This window comes from Pseudomonas simiae (genome assembly GCF_900111895.1).
In the GTDB taxonomy this organism is placed as follows: Bacteria; Pseudomonadota; Gammaproteobacteria; order Pseudomonadales; family Pseudomonadaceae; genus Aquipseudomonas; species Aquipseudomonas simiae.
In genome coordinates, this window is the sequence record NZ_FOKB01000001.1 from 1,182,171 (window position 1) to 1,198,191 (window position 16,021).

The 16,021-nt window shown below is 60.4% G+C and carries 15 protein-coding genes and 3 pseudogenes; 12 read left to right on the plus strand and 6 right to left on the minus strand.

The window, feature by feature from the left end; all coding sequences use genetic code 11:
* The first annotated feature begins 31 nt into the window (after positions 1-31).
* Positions 32-1,774: an ABC transporter substrate-binding protein gene (locus BMZ57_RS05690; protein ID WP_010209676.1), complete on the plus strand. Its 1,743-nt coding sequence runs from the start codon at positions 32-34 to the stop codon at positions 1,772-1,774.
* 75 nt (positions 1,775-1,849) lie between these two features.
* On the opposite strand, the gene BMZ57_RS05695 is transcribed toward BMZ57_RS05690, so the two are convergent.
* Together BMZ57_RS05695 and BMZ57_RS05700 are read right to left on the minus strand one after the other, a co-directional pair.
* Entirely contained in the window at positions 1,850-2,863 is a 1,014-nt protein-coding gene (locus BMZ57_RS05695) for a hypothetical protein (protein ID WP_010209677.1), read from the minus strand.
* Between the two features lie 48 nt (positions 2,864-2,911).
* A complete protein-coding gene (locus BMZ57_RS05700) occupies positions 2,912-3,343 on the minus strand; it encodes a hypothetical protein (RefSeq protein WP_010209678.1) in 432 nt (143 codons plus the stop codon).
* 163 nt (positions 3,344-3,506) lie between these two features.
* Between BMZ57_RS05700 and BMZ57_RS05705 the strand changes: the two genes are divergently transcribed.
* On the plus strand, positions 3,507-4,508 hold the full coding sequence (locus tag BMZ57_RS05705; protein ID WP_021492735.1) for an ABC transporter substrate-binding protein: 1,002 nt from the start codon (positions 3,507-3,509) through the stop codon (positions 4,506-4,508).
* A 72-nt stretch (positions 4,509-4,580) separates the two neighbouring features.
* Here the strand turns inward: BMZ57_RS05705 and BMZ57_RS05710 are convergent, their stop codons facing one another.
* Positions 4,581-5,369: an AraC family transcriptional regulator gene (locus BMZ57_RS05710; RefSeq protein WP_010209679.1), complete on the minus strand. Its 789-nt coding sequence runs from the start codon at positions 5,367-5,369 to the stop codon at positions 4,581-4,583.
* 86 nt (positions 5,370-5,455) lie between these two features.
* Here BMZ57_RS05710 and BMZ57_RS05715 point away from each other — a divergent pair, with 86 nt between their 5' ends.
* From BMZ57_RS05715 to BMZ57_RS05725, 3 genes are all read left to right on the plus strand, one after another.
* On the plus strand, positions 5,456-6,454 hold the full coding sequence (locus BMZ57_RS05715; protein WP_010209680.1) for a bile acid:sodium symporter family protein: 999 nt from the start codon (positions 5,456-5,458) through the stop codon (positions 6,452-6,454).
* 86 nt (positions 6,455-6,540) lie between these two features.
* Positions 6,541-6,900, plus strand: a complete 360-nt coding sequence (locus tag BMZ57_RS05720) for a type 1 fimbrial protein (protein ID WP_010209681.1) — start codon at positions 6,541-6,543, stop codon at positions 6,898-6,900.
* Positions 6,901-7,023: 123 nt separating this feature from the next.
* Positions 7,024-8,208, plus strand: coding sequence for a sugar transporter (locus tag BMZ57_RS05725; protein ID WP_045791943.1), 1,185 nt, complete (start codon positions 7,024-7,026; stop codon positions 8,206-8,208).
* 21 nt (positions 8,209-8,229) lie between these two features.
* Here BMZ57_RS05725 and BMZ57_RS29720 read toward each other — a convergent pair.
* Positions 8,230-8,304: pseudogene (locus BMZ57_RS29720) on the minus strand (transcriptional regulator); the annotation flags it as partial.
* Positions 8,305-8,421: 117 nt separating this feature from the next.
* Here BMZ57_RS29720 and aqpZ point away from each other — a divergent pair.
* Positions 8,422-9,189 (plus strand): aquaporin Z, encoded by a 768-nt coding sequence (aqpZ, locus tag BMZ57_RS05730; RefSeq protein WP_042572164.1) that lies wholly within the window; start codon positions 8,422-8,424, stop codon positions 9,187-9,189.
* On the opposite strand, the pseudogene BMZ57_RS05735 reads toward aqpZ, so the two are convergent.
* Positions 9,119-9,331: pseudogene (locus BMZ57_RS05735) on the minus strand (NAD(P)/FAD-dependent oxidoreductase); the annotation flags it as partial. The gene aqpZ and the pseudogene BMZ57_RS05735 sit on opposite strands and share 71 nt — an antisense overlap.
* Here BMZ57_RS05735 and BMZ57_RS30325 point away from each other — a divergent pair.
* Positions 9,318-9,446, plus strand: a pseudogene (locus BMZ57_RS30325) (FGGY-family carbohydrate kinase); the annotation flags it as partial. The pseudogenes BMZ57_RS05735 and BMZ57_RS30325 overlap by 14 nt on opposite strands.
* Positions 9,447-9,584: 138 nt before the next feature.
* Here BMZ57_RS30325 and BMZ57_RS05745 read toward each other — a convergent pair.
* Complete coding sequence (locus tag BMZ57_RS05745) at positions 9,585-10,529, minus strand: aliphatic sulfonate ABC transporter substrate-binding protein (RefSeq protein WP_042572165.1); 945 nt, start codon at positions 10,527-10,529, stop codon at positions 9,585-9,587.
* A 245-nt stretch (positions 10,530-10,774) separates the two neighbouring features.
* Here BMZ57_RS05745 and BMZ57_RS05750 point away from each other — a divergent pair, with 245 nt between their 5' ends.
* The 5 genes from BMZ57_RS05750 to BMZ57_RS05770 are packed head-to-tail and all read left to right on the plus strand — an operon-like array spanning position 10,775 to position 15,905.
* Positions 10,775-11,713 carry an aliphatic sulfonate ABC transporter substrate-binding protein gene (locus BMZ57_RS05750; RefSeq protein WP_069672551.1) on the plus strand — a complete coding sequence of 313 codons (939 nt, stop codon included), beginning with the start codon at positions 10,775-10,777 and terminating at the stop codon, positions 11,711-11,713.
* Entirely contained in the window at positions 11,710-13,035 is a 1,326-nt protein-coding gene (locus BMZ57_RS05755) for an LLM class flavin-dependent oxidoreductase (RefSeq protein WP_069672552.1), read from the plus strand. The genes BMZ57_RS05750 and BMZ57_RS05755 overlap by 4 nt, the downstream gene beginning before the upstream one ends.
* 53 nt (positions 13,036-13,088) lie before the next feature.
* Positions 13,089-14,147, plus strand: coding sequence for an ABC transporter substrate-binding protein (locus BMZ57_RS05760; protein WP_042572167.1), 1,059 nt, complete (start codon positions 13,089-13,091; stop codon positions 14,145-14,147).
* Positions 14,134-15,123 (plus strand): ABC transporter permease, encoded by a 990-nt coding sequence (locus tag BMZ57_RS05765; RefSeq protein ID WP_010209697.1) that lies wholly within the window; start codon positions 14,134-14,136, stop codon positions 15,121-15,123. Before BMZ57_RS05760 ends, BMZ57_RS05765 begins: the two co-directional genes overlap by 14 nt.
* Entirely contained in the window at positions 15,117-15,905 is a 789-nt protein-coding gene (locus BMZ57_RS05770; protein ID WP_010209699.1) for an ABC transporter ATP-binding protein, read from the plus strand. The genes BMZ57_RS05765 and BMZ57_RS05770 overlap by 7 nt, the downstream gene beginning before the upstream one ends.
* Positions 15,906-16,021 lie beyond the last annotated feature (116 nt).

Consider the following 16,021-nt stretch of genomic DNA (forward strand, 5'->3'; position numbering starts at 1 on the left):
GCCCTTATGAATAAACAACCTGGAGGTCTCTATGTTGAATAAGAACAATAAGCTGCGACATAGCATTTCATTGGCCGCCGTACTGGCCCTCAGTGGTTTGAGCGCCTCGGCCTGGGCCGATGCGTACGAAGATGCCGCAAAAAAATGGATCGGCAGCGAGTTCAAGCCGTCCACCCTCACGGCTGAACAGCAGCTTGAAGAGCTCAAGTGGTTTATCAAAGCTGCGGAACCGTTCCGTGGGATGAAGATCAACGTGGTGTCGGAAACCCTCACCACCCACGAGTACGAGTCCAAGGTGCTGGCCAAGGCCTTCAGCGAAATCACCGGCATCAAGCTGACCCACGACCTGCTGCAGGAAGGCGACGTGGTGGAGAAGCTGCAAACTCAGATGCAGTCCGACAAGAACATCTATGACGGCTGGGTCAACGACTCGGACCTGATCGGTACACACTTTCGCTACGGCAAGACCGAATCCATCACTGACCTGATGGCCAACGAAGGCAAGGACTTCACCTCGCCGACCCTGGATATCAAGGACTTTATCGGCATCTCCTTCACCACCGCGCCCGACGGCAAGATCTACCAATTGCCCGACCAACAATTCGCCAACCTGTACTGGTTCCGCGCCGACTGGTTCGAGCGTCCGGAGCTGAAAGCCAAATTCAAGGAAAAATACGGCTATGACCTCGGCGTACCAGTGAACTGGTCGGCCTATGAAGACATCGCCAAGTTCTTCAGCGAAGACGTCAAGGAGATCGACGGCAAGCGCGTGTATGGGCACATGGACTACGGCAAGAAAGACCCGTCCCTCGGCTGGCGCTTCACCGATGCCTGGTTCTCCATGGCCGGTGGCGGCGACAAGGGCCTGCCCAACGGCTTGCCGGTGGACGAGTGGGGCATTCGCGTGGAGGACTGCCACCCGGTCGGGTCCAGCGTCACCCGTGGCGGCGACACCAACGGCCCGGCCGCCGTGTATGCCACCCAGAAATATGTGGACTGGATGAAAGCCTATGCGCCACCGGAAGCGGCGGGCATGACCTTCTCCGAATCCGGCCCGGTGCCGTCCCAAGGCAACATCGCCCAGCAGATCTTCTGGTACACCGCGTTTACCGCCGACATGGTCAAGCCAGGCTTGCCTGTGGTGAATGCCGACGGCACGCCGAAATGGCGCATGGCGCCATCGCCCGTCGGACCGTACTGGGAAAAGGGTATGAAGAAGGGCTATCAGGACGTGGGCTCCTGGACGTTCCTCAAGTCGACGCCTGAGAAACAGAAGCTTGCGGCCTGGCTTTACGCGCAGTTCGTGACCTCGAAAACCGTGTCGCTGAAGAAAACCATCGTTGGTCTGACACCGATTCGTGAGTCCGACATCAACTCCCAGGCCATGACCGACATGGCACCGAAACTGGGTGGCCTGGTGGAGTTCTATCGCAGCCCGGCCCGAACCGAATGGTCGCCGACCGGCACCAACGTGCCGGACTACCCACGCCTGGCACAACTGTGGTGGAGCAACATCGCCGCCGCCGCCAGCGGCGAGAAAACCCCGCAACAGGCGTTGGACAACCTGGCCAAGGAACAGGACGCCATCATGACGCGTCTGGAACGCTCCAAGGTGCAACCGGTGTGCGGCCCGAAAATGAACCCCGAGCGTGACGCGCAATACTGGTTCGACCAGCCGGGCGCGCCGAAGCCGAAACTGGCCAATGAGAAGCCGAAAGGCGAGACCGTGAACTATAACGACCTGCTCAAGCAGTGGGAGGCGGCGCGTAAGTAAAACTCTTTTGCGACTAACGCTGTGCAGGTGGTGAGGGAGTACGATCCCTCGCCACCCTTGTATCGCGCCAAGTGATTAAACGGGTTTCTTCCAAGCACCAAGCAGTTTGGCAATCGAGTCGGCTGCATCGTAAATGCTGGGAGGTGGTGCGTTATCGCTGATCACTTCGGAGAAAATCATGTTTTCGAATTTCATGAGTGTTTCGCGCTCCAAATCCTTGGACTTGGCAGCATAATCATGAACGAATGCGCACATTGAACTTCTGAGTTCGAGTTGTGAGATTTGATTTTTCAATACTGCCCAGCGAGAGTGAATGAGTCTGAAGTAGTAGATTAAAATAATTTCCACGGCAATTGAAAATGTGAGGGTCAGGAGGGGCAGTGTCGTTTCTTTTTTGAACAAGAAAAGTGTTATTCCAGCTAGCAACTGAATGAGAGGAAGGGATAAGGCAAGTGCGCCTGCGATCTTGAGTGCTGATAGAAGGCCTGAAGCTTCTTTGCGCTTGCTCTCGACTATTTTATCGAATGCATGGCTCAGGCCGAGGTAGTTATTGCCTGAAGTCACCTCTCTGTAACGGTCTTCTGCTTCAGCTGCTCGTTTTTCCCATTGATCAATGTTTGAGCTCCACGTCTCGATTTTTTTGATATTTTCGTCAAGGTTTCGAGAATTGTATTCAGTTCGTTCACGGTAAATAGTGTACGCAACACCGAATGTGATTTCGTCGATCCTCGAAAGGAGGGTTTCTTCGAATTTAGGGTGGATGTAAAACTGGACAATTGGTGACGTACTAAAATCTGGTGTTGAGCCTAAGGCGCTTATGTATCTTAAAGTTTTCGCTAGCTCAAAGTGAGTATGCTCAATGGTTATTTCATCTATCGGAGAGGATAGTAGGTTTTTGATCGTTAACAGTTGGTCGTTGTAGTAGGTGGACTGTTGAGTGGGAAAAGAGAAGTCTCGGCGACCTAATAGGGTGCTGCCAATCTGTTTTGCCATGGTTTTGACGCAAGCGGATATATCACTTTTGTGCAGCTCAAGATATTCCTTGAGTGCACTTTGGTATTGTTCCGCCTGTTCTAGTGTCGTCAGCATATTTACATCCCTATTAATGTCTCGTCGCCTTGACCTGTTGCACGTCTGTCAGCCGGCCATCTGAGGCAACAGGTGTGATTCTCCGCCCACATCCTTGACCAACCCACTGGCCAAAAACAGCGGTGCCAGGCGTTTATGCAGTTGCGGTTCAACAAACTCCTTCACGGTGTCCAGCGCCAGTACACCGCTCAACGGCAACTCGGCCTTGGTGTACGACAACCAGGCTTTCTTCAGCGCCTGCAGCACATCGCTGCCCGCCGTGGATGCGAAGCGGCGTTGGGTGGGTTTGCCGTCGAAGGTGAAGGTGTGCTGGAACTCATAGCCGGTTTCATCACCTTGGCTGGCCGTGCAGCGGATGCAGCTGCACGGGCCGTCGCCGAAGGCGCTGCGCAGGTAGGCGTTGAAGTCCACCACGGGTTTGAGTGACAGGCGCTTATCCACCTCGAACAGGTCCCCGGTCATTTTTTCGTCAGTGTTCAACGTCCATTTCCTCGCAGGTTCGGCAGTTTTTCAAAGCGCGGCACAATACCAGCCGAGCGAGTGTTTGTGGGTGATTTGCATAACAATAGATCCCGATATTCTTTTCCTGTCTTAAAAATCGCCGCTAGGCTCCATCACCTTCTTAAAAACGCGGCAGACTCCTATGACTTTCAAGCGTTCTTCCCTGGCCCTGCTGGCGGTTGCGACAGCGTTGATCAGTATCGGCGCCCAGGCCGAAGGCAAGATCAGCATCGCCCAGCAATTCGGCATCGGCTACCTGATCCTCGACGTGGTGCGCGACCAGAACCTGATCGAAAAGCACGGCAAGGAACAGGGCCTGGACATCAAGGTGGAGTGGAGCAGCATTTCCGGCGCCACCGCGATGAACGAGTCGCTGCTGGCCGGTGCGCTGGATGTGGTCTCTGCCGGTGTGCCGCCGATGCTGACCCTGTGGGATCGCACCAAGGGCAAGCAGAACGTCAAGGCCATCGCCTCCCTCGGCTCGATGCCCAACTACCTGCTGACCAACAACCCCAACGTGAAGACCCTCAAGGATTTCACCGAAAACGACCGCATTGCCGTGCCAGCCGCCGGCGTGGGCTTCCAGTCGCGCACGCTGCAGATCGAGACCGCCAAGCAGTTCGGCGATGCCCACTACAAGAAATTCGACGACATCTCCATCAGCCTGGCGCACCCCGACGCGACCGCCGCGTTGATTGCCGGTGGTTCGGAGATCAACTCACACTTCTCCAGCCCGCCGTTCCAGTATCAGGAATTGCTCAATCCGAATGTGCACAAGGTGCTCAGTTCCTACGACATCCTGGGCGGTCCGGCGACGTTCAACGTGCTCTACACCACGCAGAAATTTCATGACGAAAACCCCAAGACTTACAAGGCGTTCTATGACGCGCTGGCCGAGGCCGAGAAGATCATAAAGGCCGACAAACCGGCTGCGGCCAAGGCATACATCCGCGTAGAACAGTCGAAACTGCCGTTGGACCTGGTGGAGCAGATCGTCCAGGACCCGGAAATCGACTTCACCATCGTGCCGCAGCGCACCTACCTCTATGCCGAGAAATTGCAAGCGCTGGGGGTGCTGAAAAACAAGGCTGCCAGTTGGAAAGACTACTTCTTCGAAGAAGCCCATGGTGGCGATGGCAGCTGATATCCGCGAAGGGCGTGCCACGGCGGGCATGGCGAATAGCTGTGGCGCCAGGCAATTGTGGCGAAGGCCTGCCTAGCGGAAGAACTCCCCTGGCGTCGCCTCGAACTGCTGGCGAAACGCATTGATAAACGCCGAGGTGGATTCATACCCACAGGCCAGCGCCACATCCGTCACGCGCTCGCCCTGCTCCAGGGCGGGCAGGGCAGTCAGCAATCGCAAACGCTGGCGCCACGCCCGAAAGGTCAGCCCGGTATCACTCAGAAACAACCGGCTGAGGGTCTTCTCACTCACCCCCAGCTTCTGGCTCCACTGACTCAATGTGGTTTGCTGTTCCGGGCGCAGGTTCAAGCTGCGGTAGATGTGGCGCAAACGCGGGTCCAGGGGCAGCGGTAGCATCAGATCCACCTGAGGCGCCGCCGCCAGTTGGTCCAGCACCACCTGGGCCAAGCGCCCATCCGGCCCATCCTCGGCATACTCCACCGGCAGTTCGCTGAAGCTGCGGATCAATTCCCGCAGCAAACTGCTCACCTCCAGCACATGACAGCGTTCGACCGCCCAGGCGGTGACGCTGCAATCCAGGTACAAGCTGCGCATTTCCGTGTGGGGCGAACTGAACACGCGGTGCGGCACACCTGCCGGGATCCACACCGCACGCTGAGGCGGTGCGACGAAGCGGCCGACGCTGGTCTGGATCTCCAGCACCCCGGAAATCGCGTAGGACAATTGCACCCACGGGTGGCTGTGCCGGCGGGTCAGCGCACGATTGGGCAAGGATTCGGTGCGCCCGTACACCGGCCGCGGCAGGCTGGAAAGCCCAGGCACACTGCGGCGGACGGTCTTGTCATGTCCTTTAGGCGGCATTTAGTGGCTCATTGGCGTTAGTCGGTAACAAGGCGTTACGTTAGAGTCGCGACGACGCTCTTGGCAACCCCCGGAAGATCCTGCTTATGACTCGCCCCCGTTTTCTGCCTGACAACTTCACCCTGACCCTGATCGCCACGGTGATCCTCGCTTCCCTGCTGCCCGCCAGCGGCCAGACTGCCGTGGCCTTCGGCTGGGTCACCAACCTGGCGATTGCGTTGCTGTTCTTCCTGCACGGCGCCAAGCTGTCGCGCCAGGCCATCGTCGCCGGTGCCGGCCACTGGCGCCTGCATCTGCTGGTGTTCAGCCTGACCTTTGTGCTGTTTCCACTGCTGGGCCTGGCGCTCAAGCCGCTGCTGTCGCCGCTGATTGGTAAAGACCTGTACATGGGCATGCTTTACCTCTGTGCCTTGCCGGCCACGGTGCAATCGGCGATTGCCTTCACCTCCCTGGCGCGGGGCAATATCCCGGCGGCGATTTGCAGTGCGGCGGCGTCCAGCCTGTTCGGGATCTTCCTTACGCCGTTGCTGGTGACGCTGCTGCTCAACGTACACGGCGAGGGTGGGTCTACCGTCGACGCGATCCTGAAAATCAGCGTGCAATTGCTGTTGCCGTTCATCGCCGGGCAGATCGCCCGTCGTTGGATCGGCGAATGGGTTGGCCGCAATAAATCCTGGCTGAAGTTCGTCGACCAGGGTTCGATCCTGCTGGTGGTGTACGGCGCCTTCAGCGAAGCGGTCAACGAAGGCATCTGGCATCAGATCCCGCTATGGGAACTGGGCGGACTGGTGGTGGCGTGCTGCGTGTTGCTGGCCTTGGTGCTGGTGGCCTCGACCGTGCTGGGCAAGGCCTTCGGCTTCAACCAGGAAGACCGCATCACCATTCTGTTCTGCGGTTCGAAGAAGAGCCTGGCGACGGGCGTGCCAATGGCCCAAGTGTTGTTCGCCGGAGCGACCATGGGCGTGCTGATCCTGCCGCTGATGCTGTTCCACCAGATCCAGCTGATGGTCTGCGCGGCGCTGGCACAGCGTTATGCCAAACGTGCGGAAAGCATTCCGGAAATGATGGGGCAGGTGGATCCTTGAACTACGTCACAGCGTTTGCCGAATAAACTCAAGTAAGCGGCGGGCCCGACGACTACCTTCTTAACCACCCAAGAAGGAGCGTCGACATGAACGTTAAGCGTTTTTCACTGATGACCGGCGTTCTTGCGGTATGGGCGGGGGCTTGCATGGCGGGGTCCTCTGGCGTCATTCAGTTTCACGGCAGTGTTGTCGAGCCCAGTTGTCATGCGGCGTCGCCGGGTGGGTCGACGCTGGAACTCAAGGGCTGCCCGCAGGCCCTGCGTAGCAGCCATTTCGAGGTGCGGCCGGTGCGCACGGTGAAGGCAGTGGGCAACGCCCAGGCTGACGTCAAGTTAGTGGCCGACAGCAATGATGGGCGCTATTACGACCAGCGGTATGTACTGGTGGATGCCCTCGGCAAACCCATTCAATCGGGGGCCTACGTGGTCACCCTGACCGCGCCGTGACGCCACCGAGGTTGTTTTGAGCTGGATCGGCGTCAACAGCCGCGCCAGAAACCTATAGAATGCTCGGCGGCGGCGCTTGTCCTGGGTGGCCGCTTGATCACCGTCAGAGTACCGCGCCGTTCAATGAGCCTTTCAGCCGCAACGCCCCAAGCCAATTGGCAACCGGTCATCGCCCTCGCGTTGGCCGCCTTTGTGTTCAACACCACCGAATTCGTGCCCGTCGGGCTGCTCAGCGCCATCGGCGCCAGCTTCGACATGCCTGTGTCCAGCGTCGGGTTGATGCTCACCATCTACGCCTGGATCGTGTCGCTGACCTCGCTGCCGGTCATGCTGCTGACCCGTAACGTTGAACGGCGCAAACTGCTGATCGTGCTTTTTTGCATGTTTATCGTCAGTCACATCCTTTCCAGCGTCGCTACCAGCTTTGGCATCCTGATGCTCAGTCGCATCGGCATCGCCTTGTCCCATGCCTTGTTCTGGTCGATCACCGCATCGCTGGCCGTTCGCCTGGCACCGGAAGGCAAGCAGGTGCAAGCCCTCGGCCTGCTGGCTACCGGTACTTCCCTGGCGATGGTGCTGGGTATTCCGCTGGGCCGCCTGCTCGGCGAAGCCATGGGCTGGCGCACGACGTTCCTGGTAATTGGCGCCTTCGCCGCTGCCCTGGTGTTCTGGCTGGCGCGCACCTTGCCGCTGCTGCCGAGCCAGAACTCCGGCTCCTTGCGCAGCCTGCCGCTGTTGTTCAAGCGCCCGGCGCTGGTGGCGTTGTACGTGCTCACCGCCATTACCGTGACCGCGCAATTCACCGCCTACAGCTACATCGAGCCCTTCGTCGAAGGCGTCGCCGGCATGAGCGGCAGCGCGGTGACCCTGATCCTGCTGGTGTTCGGCGGCGCCGGCATCATCGGCTCGCTGTTGTTCAGCCTGGTGCACCGCTTCAACCCGCATGTGTTCGTGGTCGGCGCGGTATTCATTCTCGCCGCGTGCCTGGCGCTGCTGCTGCCGTTGAGCGGTGCAGAATCCTACCTGGTGGTGCTGAGTGTGTTCTGGGGCATGGCGATCATGGGCTTCGGCCTGGCGATGCAATCCAAGGTGCTGGTGCTGGCCCCGGATGCCACCGACGTGGCCATGGCGATGTTCTCCGGCATCTACAACATCGGCATCGGCGGCGGCGCCCTGGTGGGCAGTTGGGTCGGCAGCCAGTTCGGCTTCGCCTGGATCGGCGCGGCGGGCGGGTTGCTGGCGGCGCTGGCGTTGATTGGGTATTGCCTGGCGATCCGCCGGTTTGGGCAGGGTGTGGCGCGAGCCTGAGTCAAACTCCCGCGCCACCGTCAATGCATTCAACGCATGCATCGGGTCATTGTGAATGGCCCTCAACAGCGCTTTGGCCGGCCCTGTCGGTCCCCTCCAGACGTTAAACGTTCAAAAGCAGTAATCCAGACAAGTCTTACACAGCAATTTGATACCCATTGCTACCGTCGCCCAAGACCGCCCACGGCCTTTGGTGACGGCACTTGAACAGCAATGGAGTCGATTGTGCAAAAACGTTTGACCGCCGAGTTTATCGGTACTTTCTGGCTGACGTTCGGCGGCTGTGGCAGCGCCATCCTGGCGGCGGCTTTCCCGGAACTGGGCATTGGGTTTGTCGGCGTTTCGCTGGCGTTCGGGCTCACGGTGCTGACCATGGCCTATGCGGTAGGTGGAATATCCGGCGCGCATTTCAACCCGGCCGTCACTCTTGGCTTGTGGGCGGGTCGCCGTGTAGCGGCCGGTGAAGTGCTGCCGTACATCGCGGCGCAGGTTGCCGGTGCCATTGGCGCTTCTGCGGCGTTGTACCTGATTGCCAACGGGCAGCCGGATTTCGCAATAGGTGGCTTTGCCGCCAACGGTTATGGCCCATTGAGCCCTGGCCTCTTTGACATGAAGGCCGCGCTGCTTGCGGAATTCATCGCCACGTTCTTTTTCTTGTTCATCATCATGCGCGTGACCTCGTCGGGCGCTGTGCCTGGCTTTGCACCCATTGCGATTGGCCTGGCGCTGACCTTGATTCACCTGGTGCTGATCCCGGTGACCAATACTTCGGTGAACCCTGCACGCAGCACCGGGCCGGCGTTGTTTGCCGGGGGCGAGTACCTTGCGCAGCTTTGGCTGTTCTGGCTGGCGCCGATGGTCGGCGGGGTGATGGGAGCGTTGGCGGCGCGTTCGTTGGGTGAGCGCGACAAATCAGCGGGTCCGCCTCAGCCAGCGCCACCGTGCGATCAGCGGCGGGTGGGCAGATCCACACCGTGTTGATCTGACGCTTGAGGTCCTTGGCTTCCTGGCCAACCAGCTTCATCTGGCGGTCCCAACCTTCGGTGAACACGGCGCCTCAGGCGCCGAGGTCGAGGCAGGTCACGTATTTGGGCTGGCTGTAGGTCATCGGCGCGACGCGCAACCGTTGGCTGATGCCGTTTTTGGCCAACCTGCTGCAACGCCCGGTGGTGCGCAGCCTGTCACCGGAGGTCTCGGCGCTGGGCGCGGCGCATCTGGCGGGAAGGGCGTTGGGGGTGCGCGACAGCCAACCACTCTCCAACTGTTGCGCCGCGGTCCACCTGTGGGAGCTGGCTTGCCTGCGATAGCGGTAGATCAGCAATGGGCAAAGCGGCTGACCCACCGCTATCGCCACCGGATCTATCCTTGCTCCGCCCTCAAGGTTTCCAGGTCTGTACATCCTTGGCGTCCACGGCCTTGGGCAATAAGCCCGCCTTGAAGAAGGCATCGGCGATTTTCTGCTGTTCGCCCAGTTGATCGATCGTCACTGGCTGCACTTGATAGCTGCGGTGCGCATTGGCTGCTTCAACCGTCGCTACATCCAGGTTGCCCCACAGCGGGCCAAGTACTTTGGCCGCGTCTTGCGGGTGGGTTTTCACCCACTGGCCGGTCTTTTCCAGTTGTGCGTACACCACTTTCAACACGTCCGGGTGGGCCTTGGCGTACGGCGTGCCGGTGAGGTAGTAGCGCTTGTAGCTGGCCAGCCCCGCGCCGTCCGCCAGGGTACGTGTTGGCAGTTGGCGCTGCACGCTGGTGAGGAAGGGTTCCCAGGTGACCCACGCGTCCACCTTGTCGTTCTCGAACGCTGCGCGACCGTCGGCGGGGGACAGGTAGGCCGGTGTGATATCCGAAAATTCCAGGCCCGTCTGGGCCAACGCGGCAATCAACAAGTAGTGGGTGCCCGCCGCCTTGGTCACGGCGATTTTCTTGCCTTTGAGGTCCGCCAGTTGCTGGATCGGCGAGTCCTTGCGCACCACGATGGCCTGGGCTGAAGGCGAGGGGGCTTCCTGGGCGAAGTAGGTGAGCTTGGCCTGCGCAGCCTGGGCGAAGATCGGCACGGTGTCGGCCACGTCGGCACTGATGTCGACGTTGCCCACGTTCAACGCTTCGAGCAGGGGCAGGCCACTGGGGAACTCATGCCAGCTCACGTCGATGTTGTCGGCCTTGAGGGCTTTTTCCAGGGTGCCCTGGGTTTTCAGCAGGGTGATCAGGGTCGAGGATTTCTGGTAACCGATGCGCACAGTTTCCTGGGCCTCGGCGCTGACCGCAACGGAGAAGGCCAGCAACCCTACTACCGCAGCGAGGGGACGACGTATGGACATGGCACGCTCGATTTTTGACGAAACAGTATTGAGCTTAAAGTTCTAAAAACTATTCGTTAAATACTTTTTCGATCTGAACTTAGGACGCTTTTTCCAGCTGCCTATGAATTGAGCATAACCATAGAATTATAAGATTCTTTCATCATTTCCAATCATTAATATAATCGAATCAACTTTGCTGCCAGGCCTTAAGCGGTTTTTTGGCATATGCAGTTCTCTTCATTTCTTCCTCGCCAAGGCCTCCCATGACGTTCAAAAAACTAATCGTCGCCGCCAGCCTGCTGTTCGCCGCGACCGCGGCCCATGCCGAGCAAACCCTGGACATCAGCTATCAGCGCTCATCCACCCTGTGGATCCTGCTCAAGCAAAATGGCCACTTGGAGCAGCGCCTCAAGCCCCTGGGTTTCACGGTGAACTGGCACGAGTTCAGCACTGGCTTGCTCAGCTCGCTGAACGCCGGCAGCGTCGACCTGCACGCCGACGTGGCCGACGCCTTTGCGCTGTTCACCCAGGCTGCCGATGCACCGTTGACCTACTACGCCCAGGAAAACTCATCGTCGAGTGCCCAGGCGATCATCGTCCAGGATCAATCGCCGATCCACAGCATCGCCGACCTCAAGGGCAAGACCGTCGCCGTGTCCAAGGGCTCTGGCAGCCATTACCTGCTGATATCCGCGCTGAGAAAAGCTGGCTTGACCCTGGCCGATATCACCCCGCGCTACCTGGAAGCCCCGGACGGCGGCGCTGCCTTCGCCAATGGCAGCGTGGATGCCTGGGTGATCTGGGACCCGTTCCTCGCCACCCAACAGCTGGATCACCACGTGCGTGTCATCGCCGACGGCAAGGACGGCCTGGCCGACTACAACCGTTTCTACTTGGCGACCACGCGATTCGCCAAGGCCCACCCGGACGTGTTGCAGGTGACCTTCGATACCCTGCGCGAGACCGGCCAATGGGTGAAGGCCCATCCCAAGGAAGCTGCCGAGATCCTCGGCCCGCTGTGGGGCAATATCGCCCCGGCCACAGTGGAGCGCGCCGATAGCCGCCGCAGCTACGACATCATCCCGGTGAAGGTGGAAAACCTCGCCGAGCAACAGCGCATCGCCGACACCTACTACGCCGCCAAGTTGATTCCCAAGCCGTTGAAGGTCAGCGCCATCACCGTGTGGACACCCAAGCCATGAGCCGCCAAATCCATTTATCCGCGTTTTTGTTGAGTGGGCCGGTGGTGCACAGCCATGCGGTGTGGCGCCACCCCGAAACCGTTGGCAATTACCTCGATCCCGAGTACTACGCGCGGGTCGCCAAGGTGGCGGAGGAGGGGCTGTTCGACTTCCTGTTCTTCGCCGATCGCCTGGCCGTGGGTGATCAGATGGGCGGCTCCCGCGAGTTCGCCTTGCGCTACGGCGCCCAGGACGCCACGCGCCTGGACCCGTTGCCGATCCTCTCTTACCTGGTCGGCAAGACCAGTAAGCTGGGCCTGGGCGCGACGCGTTCCACCACCTATTACGAACCGGCGCACATCGCCCGTGAATTCGCCACCCTCGACCACCTGTCCAAGGGGCGGGCGGCGTGGAATATCGTCACCTCGATGAACGACAGCGAAGGGCGTCTGTTCGGCAAGGACAAGCACCTTGAACACGACCTGCGGTATGACCGCGCCGATGAGTTTGTCGAAGTCGCACTGAAGCTCTGGAACAGCTGGGGCAATGGCGCGCTGAAACTGGATCGCAAAAGCGGCGTGCTGGCGGACCCGGAGTTGATCCGTTCGGTGCAGCATCAGGGCGAGTGGTTCAGGGTTGAAGGCCCGTTGAATATTCCGCGCACGCCCCAGGGTCGGCCGGTGCTGATCCAGGCCGGTTCTTCCGGGCGTGGCCGGCGCTTTGGCGCGCGTTGGGCCGAGGCGATTTTCACGATTCATCCGCACTTGGCGGCCATGCGTGCGTTTCGCGATGACGTGCGTGCGCAGGTGGTGCAGCAAGGCCGTGAGGCTGACAGTTGCAAGGTGCTGACGGCGGTGATGCCGTTCATTGGTGGCAGCGAAGCGGAAGCCCGCGCCAAGCGCGATCAACACAACGCGCTGGCACGGCCGGAGCTGGGGCTGGTGACCCTGGCGTCGCAGCTGAATGTGGACCTGTCGCCATTCCCGCTTTGCGCGACGCTGGCCGAGATCGCCCAGTCGTCGCTGATCCACCCGGCCGCCGCTGAAAAGCTGTTGATGCAAGGGCCGGAAACCACCCTCGAACAGCTCGGGCGCATCTTCGCCAGCAGCGTGCGCGTACCGCAATTAGTAGGCACGGGCGCGCAAGTGGCCGAGCAGTTGGCCGAGCTGTTCGAACAGGGCGGTTGCGACGGGTTTGTGATCTCTCCGGGGTATTTGCCGGGTTCGTTCACCGAGTTTGTCGAGAGCGTGATCCCGCATTTGCAGCGCAAGGGGCTGTTCCGCACCGCTTACGAAGGGTCGACGTTGCGTGAGCACCTGGGCCTCTCCGAGCTTACTGGCTGAAACGCAAAGCTCGCTCCTACACACCGCACTACCGCACATAAAGGGATTCTTCTGTGGCTATATTCGATCATTTGACCCGCCGCCGCCTGCTCGGCCTGGCCGGCATCACTGTGGCCAGCCTGTCGCTGCCACGCTTGGGCGTTGCCGCCGACGAACATGCCGGTCACAACACTGCCCAGGAGCCCGCAGGCACCGGTGAGTTCATCCGCCTCGACGCACCGCGCAAGCTGAAACTGGCGGTCAACCTCAACGCCGTGTGCCTGGCGCCAGTGGTGATCGCCCATGGCCAGGGGTTTTTCACAAAGCACAATCTGGACGTAGAGCTGGTCAACTTCGGCAACTCCACCGAAGTGCTGCTGGAGGCCATCGCCACCGGTAAAGCTGACGCGGGCGTGGGCATGGCGTTGCGTTGGCTCAAGGCGCTGGAGCAGGGTTTCGATGTGAAGCTCACCGCCGGCACCCACGGCGGCTGCCTGCGTTTGCTCAGTGCCGTGAACGGCGCTGTGGCCAAGCTGGAGGACCTCAAGGGCAAGGCCATCGGTGTGACCGACATGGCCAGCCCGGATCGTAATTTCTTCTCGATCCTGCTGAAAAAACACGGTGTGGACCCGGTGCGCGATGTGGAGTGGCGCCTGTATCCCGCCGACTTGCTGGGCACTGCGCTGGAGCGTGGCGAAGTGCAGGCAGTGAGCGGCAGTGACCCGTTCATGTACCGCCTGATCAAATCTGGCGTGGCGCGTGAACTGTCTACCAATCTGGTAGAGGAATACGCCAACCTCAGCTGCTGCGTGGTCGGCGTCACCGGCAAACTGGTGCGTGAAGACAAGCGTGTGGTCGCGGCCTTGACCCAGGCGATCCTCGAAGCCCACGACTATTCCGTGCAGCACCCGGAAGAAGTCGCCAAAGGCTTCCAGGCCCATGCATTGAATACGTCGATAGAGGAAGTGCAGGCGATCCTCCACGACCACACCCACGGTCACCACGCGGTGGGCGCGGCATTGACCAGGGAAATCCTCACCTACGTCACCGACTTGAAAACCGTCGAAGTGATCAGCAAGAGCACTGACCCGGTGGAGTTTGCCAAGGAGATCACCGCCGATGTCTTCAGCTGATGCGACAACCCTGAACCCGTCCCTGGCGTTCAAAGTCCGGTGGCAAGGCGTGGCGGTGGTTGGGGCCTGGCTGGCCGTCGCGCTGCTGATCAGCTTCTGGCCCAACGCGACGCGTAATTGGCCGATGACCCAAGGCCTGGCCAATCTGTGTGTGGGTATTGCGGGGCTGTACGTCGTGTTGAGCCTGTTGGGGCGCACGGTATCCAAGCTTGGCCAGCGCTTGCGCAATGCCGGCCCTTGGCTGATCGCCTTACCGGTGCTGCTCGGAGGCTGGGAGCTGTTGACCGCCAAACTGGCGCTGTTGCCGGTGCCGTTTTTTGCGCCGCCCCAGGCGTTGCTGGCGGTGTATATCGAAGACTACGCGCGCCTGGCCGACAGCCTGTTGCACTCGGCATTGCTGCTAGGCTCGGGCGTGGCGCTGGGGACGATCACCGGGTTTATCGCCGGGGTGGCGATCGGGTGGTCGACGCGCATCGGTTACTGGCTGCACCCGGTGTTGCGCATCCTCGGGCCGGTGCCGTCCACGGCGCTGTTGCCGCTGTGCTTTTTTCTGTTTCCCAGCAGTTGGAGTGCCAGTGTATTTCTGATCGCCCTGGCCACCTGGTTTCCGGTCACGGTGCTCACCTGGTCTGGTGTGGCGAGTGTGGACAAAGCCTACTACGACGTAGCCCGTACCCTCGGTGCCAAGCAGGGTTTTCTGATTTTCAAGGTGGCGATTCCCGCAGCGTTGCCGCATGTATTCGTCGGCCTGTTCATGGGCCTGGGGGCGTCGTTTTCGACCCTGGTGGTGGCAGAAATGATGGGCGTCAAATCCGGCATCGGCTGGTACCTGCAATGGGCCCAGGGCTGGGCCGCCTACGCCAATATGTACGCCGCCTTGCTGATCATGGCGCTCGCTTGTTCGGGGTTGATCACCGGGTTGTTCCTGGTGCGTGACCGGTTGTTGGCCTGGCAGAAAGGATCGATGAAATGGTAGCCCTGGCACACGCAGTATCGGCGTCGGAAAGTCTGGCGCTGCGGATAGAAAACCTCAGCCATGGTTTTGCCCTGGACGGCCAGCATCTGCCGGTGTTGGAGCGGGTTTCGTTGGACGTGGCGCCGGGCGAGTTCGTGGCGTTGCTCGGGCCTTCGGGGTGCGGCAAGTCAACCTTGCTGCGCTTGGTGGCCGGCCTGGAGCCCGCGGACTCCGGCCGCTTGCTGGCCGACGGTGAGGCCATCACCGGCCCGGACCCTAGCCGTGTGGTGGTGTTCCAGGACCCGACGCTCTACCCGTGGCGCCGTGTATGGGACAACGTCGCTGTTGGCCTGGAAGCCCAGGGCCTGCTTAAGACCCATGCGGCCAAGGTTGATGAAGCCCTGGAAAAAGTCGGCCTCAGCCAGTTCGCCCGCGCCTATCCCCGGCAGTTGTCGGGTGGCATGGCGCAGCGAGTGGCTTTGGCCCGTGCACTGGTCAATCAACCACGCCTGCTGATCCTCGATGAGCCGTTGGGCAAGCTCGACTCCCTGACCCGTATCACCCTGCAAAAGGAGCTGATCGACTTGTGGCAGCGCCAGGGCTATACGGCTTTGTTGGTGACTCACGATGTGGAAGAAGCCTTGCTGCTGGCCAATCGCGTGATTGTCTTCAGCGATCGCCCCGCCAGGATCCAGGCACAACTGACGATCGACCGCGCGTACCCCCGGCACCGCGACGATCCTTACCTGGTGGACCTGCGACGGCAGATTCTGGGCCTGCTGGGGTTGGGTGAAAACTGGTAGCCGACGGCGCTACTGTGTAGGCCCTACCTGTGCGCATCGAAGCGCGGCAAAAGATCGGCAAGGCGGTGCAGGGGGCAGCCGCGACCTGCATTAATCACAGGCGAAAAAAAACCGGC

Excerpts from the sequence above, each read along its gene's own strand:
- BMZ57_RS05710 (WP_010209679.1), bottom strand. The coding sequence starts at position 5,369 with ATGCCGCCTAAAGGACATGACAAGACCGTCCGCCGCAGTGTGCCTGGG.
- BMZ57_RS05705 (WP_021492735.1), top strand. The coding sequence starts at position 3,507 with ATGACTTTCAAGCGTTCTTCCCTGGCCCTGCTGGCGGTTGCGACAGCG.
- BMZ57_RS05715 (WP_010209680.1), top strand. The coding sequence starts at position 5,456 with ATGACTCGCCCCCGTTTTCTGCCTGACAACTTCACCCTGACCCTGATC.
- BMZ57_RS05695 (WP_010209677.1), bottom strand. The coding sequence starts at position 2,863 with ATGCTGACGACACTAGAACAGGCGGAACAATACCAAAGTGCACTCAAG.
- aqpZ (WP_042572164.1), top strand. The coding sequence starts at position 8,422 with ATGGAGTCGATTGTGCAAAAACGTTTGACCGCCGAGTTTATCGGTACT.
- BMZ57_RS05750 (WP_069672551.1), top strand. The coding sequence starts at position 10,775 with ATGACGTTCAAAAAACTAATCGTCGCCGCCAGCCTGCTGTTCGCCGCG.
- BMZ57_RS05690 (WP_010209676.1), top strand. The coding sequence starts at position 32 with ATGTTGAATAAGAACAATAAGCTGCGACATAGCATTTCATTGGCCGCC.
- BMZ57_RS05770 (WP_010209699.1), top strand. The coding sequence starts at position 15,117 with ATGGTAGCCCTGGCACACGCAGTATCGGCGTCGGAAAGTCTGGCGCTG.
- BMZ57_RS05755 (WP_069672552.1), top strand. The coding sequence starts at position 11,710 with ATGAGCCGCCAAATCCATTTATCCGCGTTTTTGTTGAGTGGGCCGGTG.
- BMZ57_RS05720 (WP_010209681.1), top strand. The coding sequence starts at position 6,541 with ATGAACGTTAAGCGTTTTTCACTGATGACCGGCGTTCTTGCGGTATGG.
- BMZ57_RS05765 (WP_010209697.1), top strand. The coding sequence starts at position 14,134 with ATGTCTTCAGCTGATGCGACAACCCTGAACCCGTCCCTGGCGTTCAAA.
- BMZ57_RS05745 (WP_042572165.1), bottom strand. The coding sequence starts at position 10,529 with ATGTCCATACGTCGTCCCCTCGCTGCGGTAGTAGGGTTGCTGGCCTTC.
- BMZ57_RS05725 (WP_045791943.1), top strand. The coding sequence starts at position 7,024 with ATGAGCCTTTCAGCCGCAACGCCCCAAGCCAATTGGCAACCGGTCATC.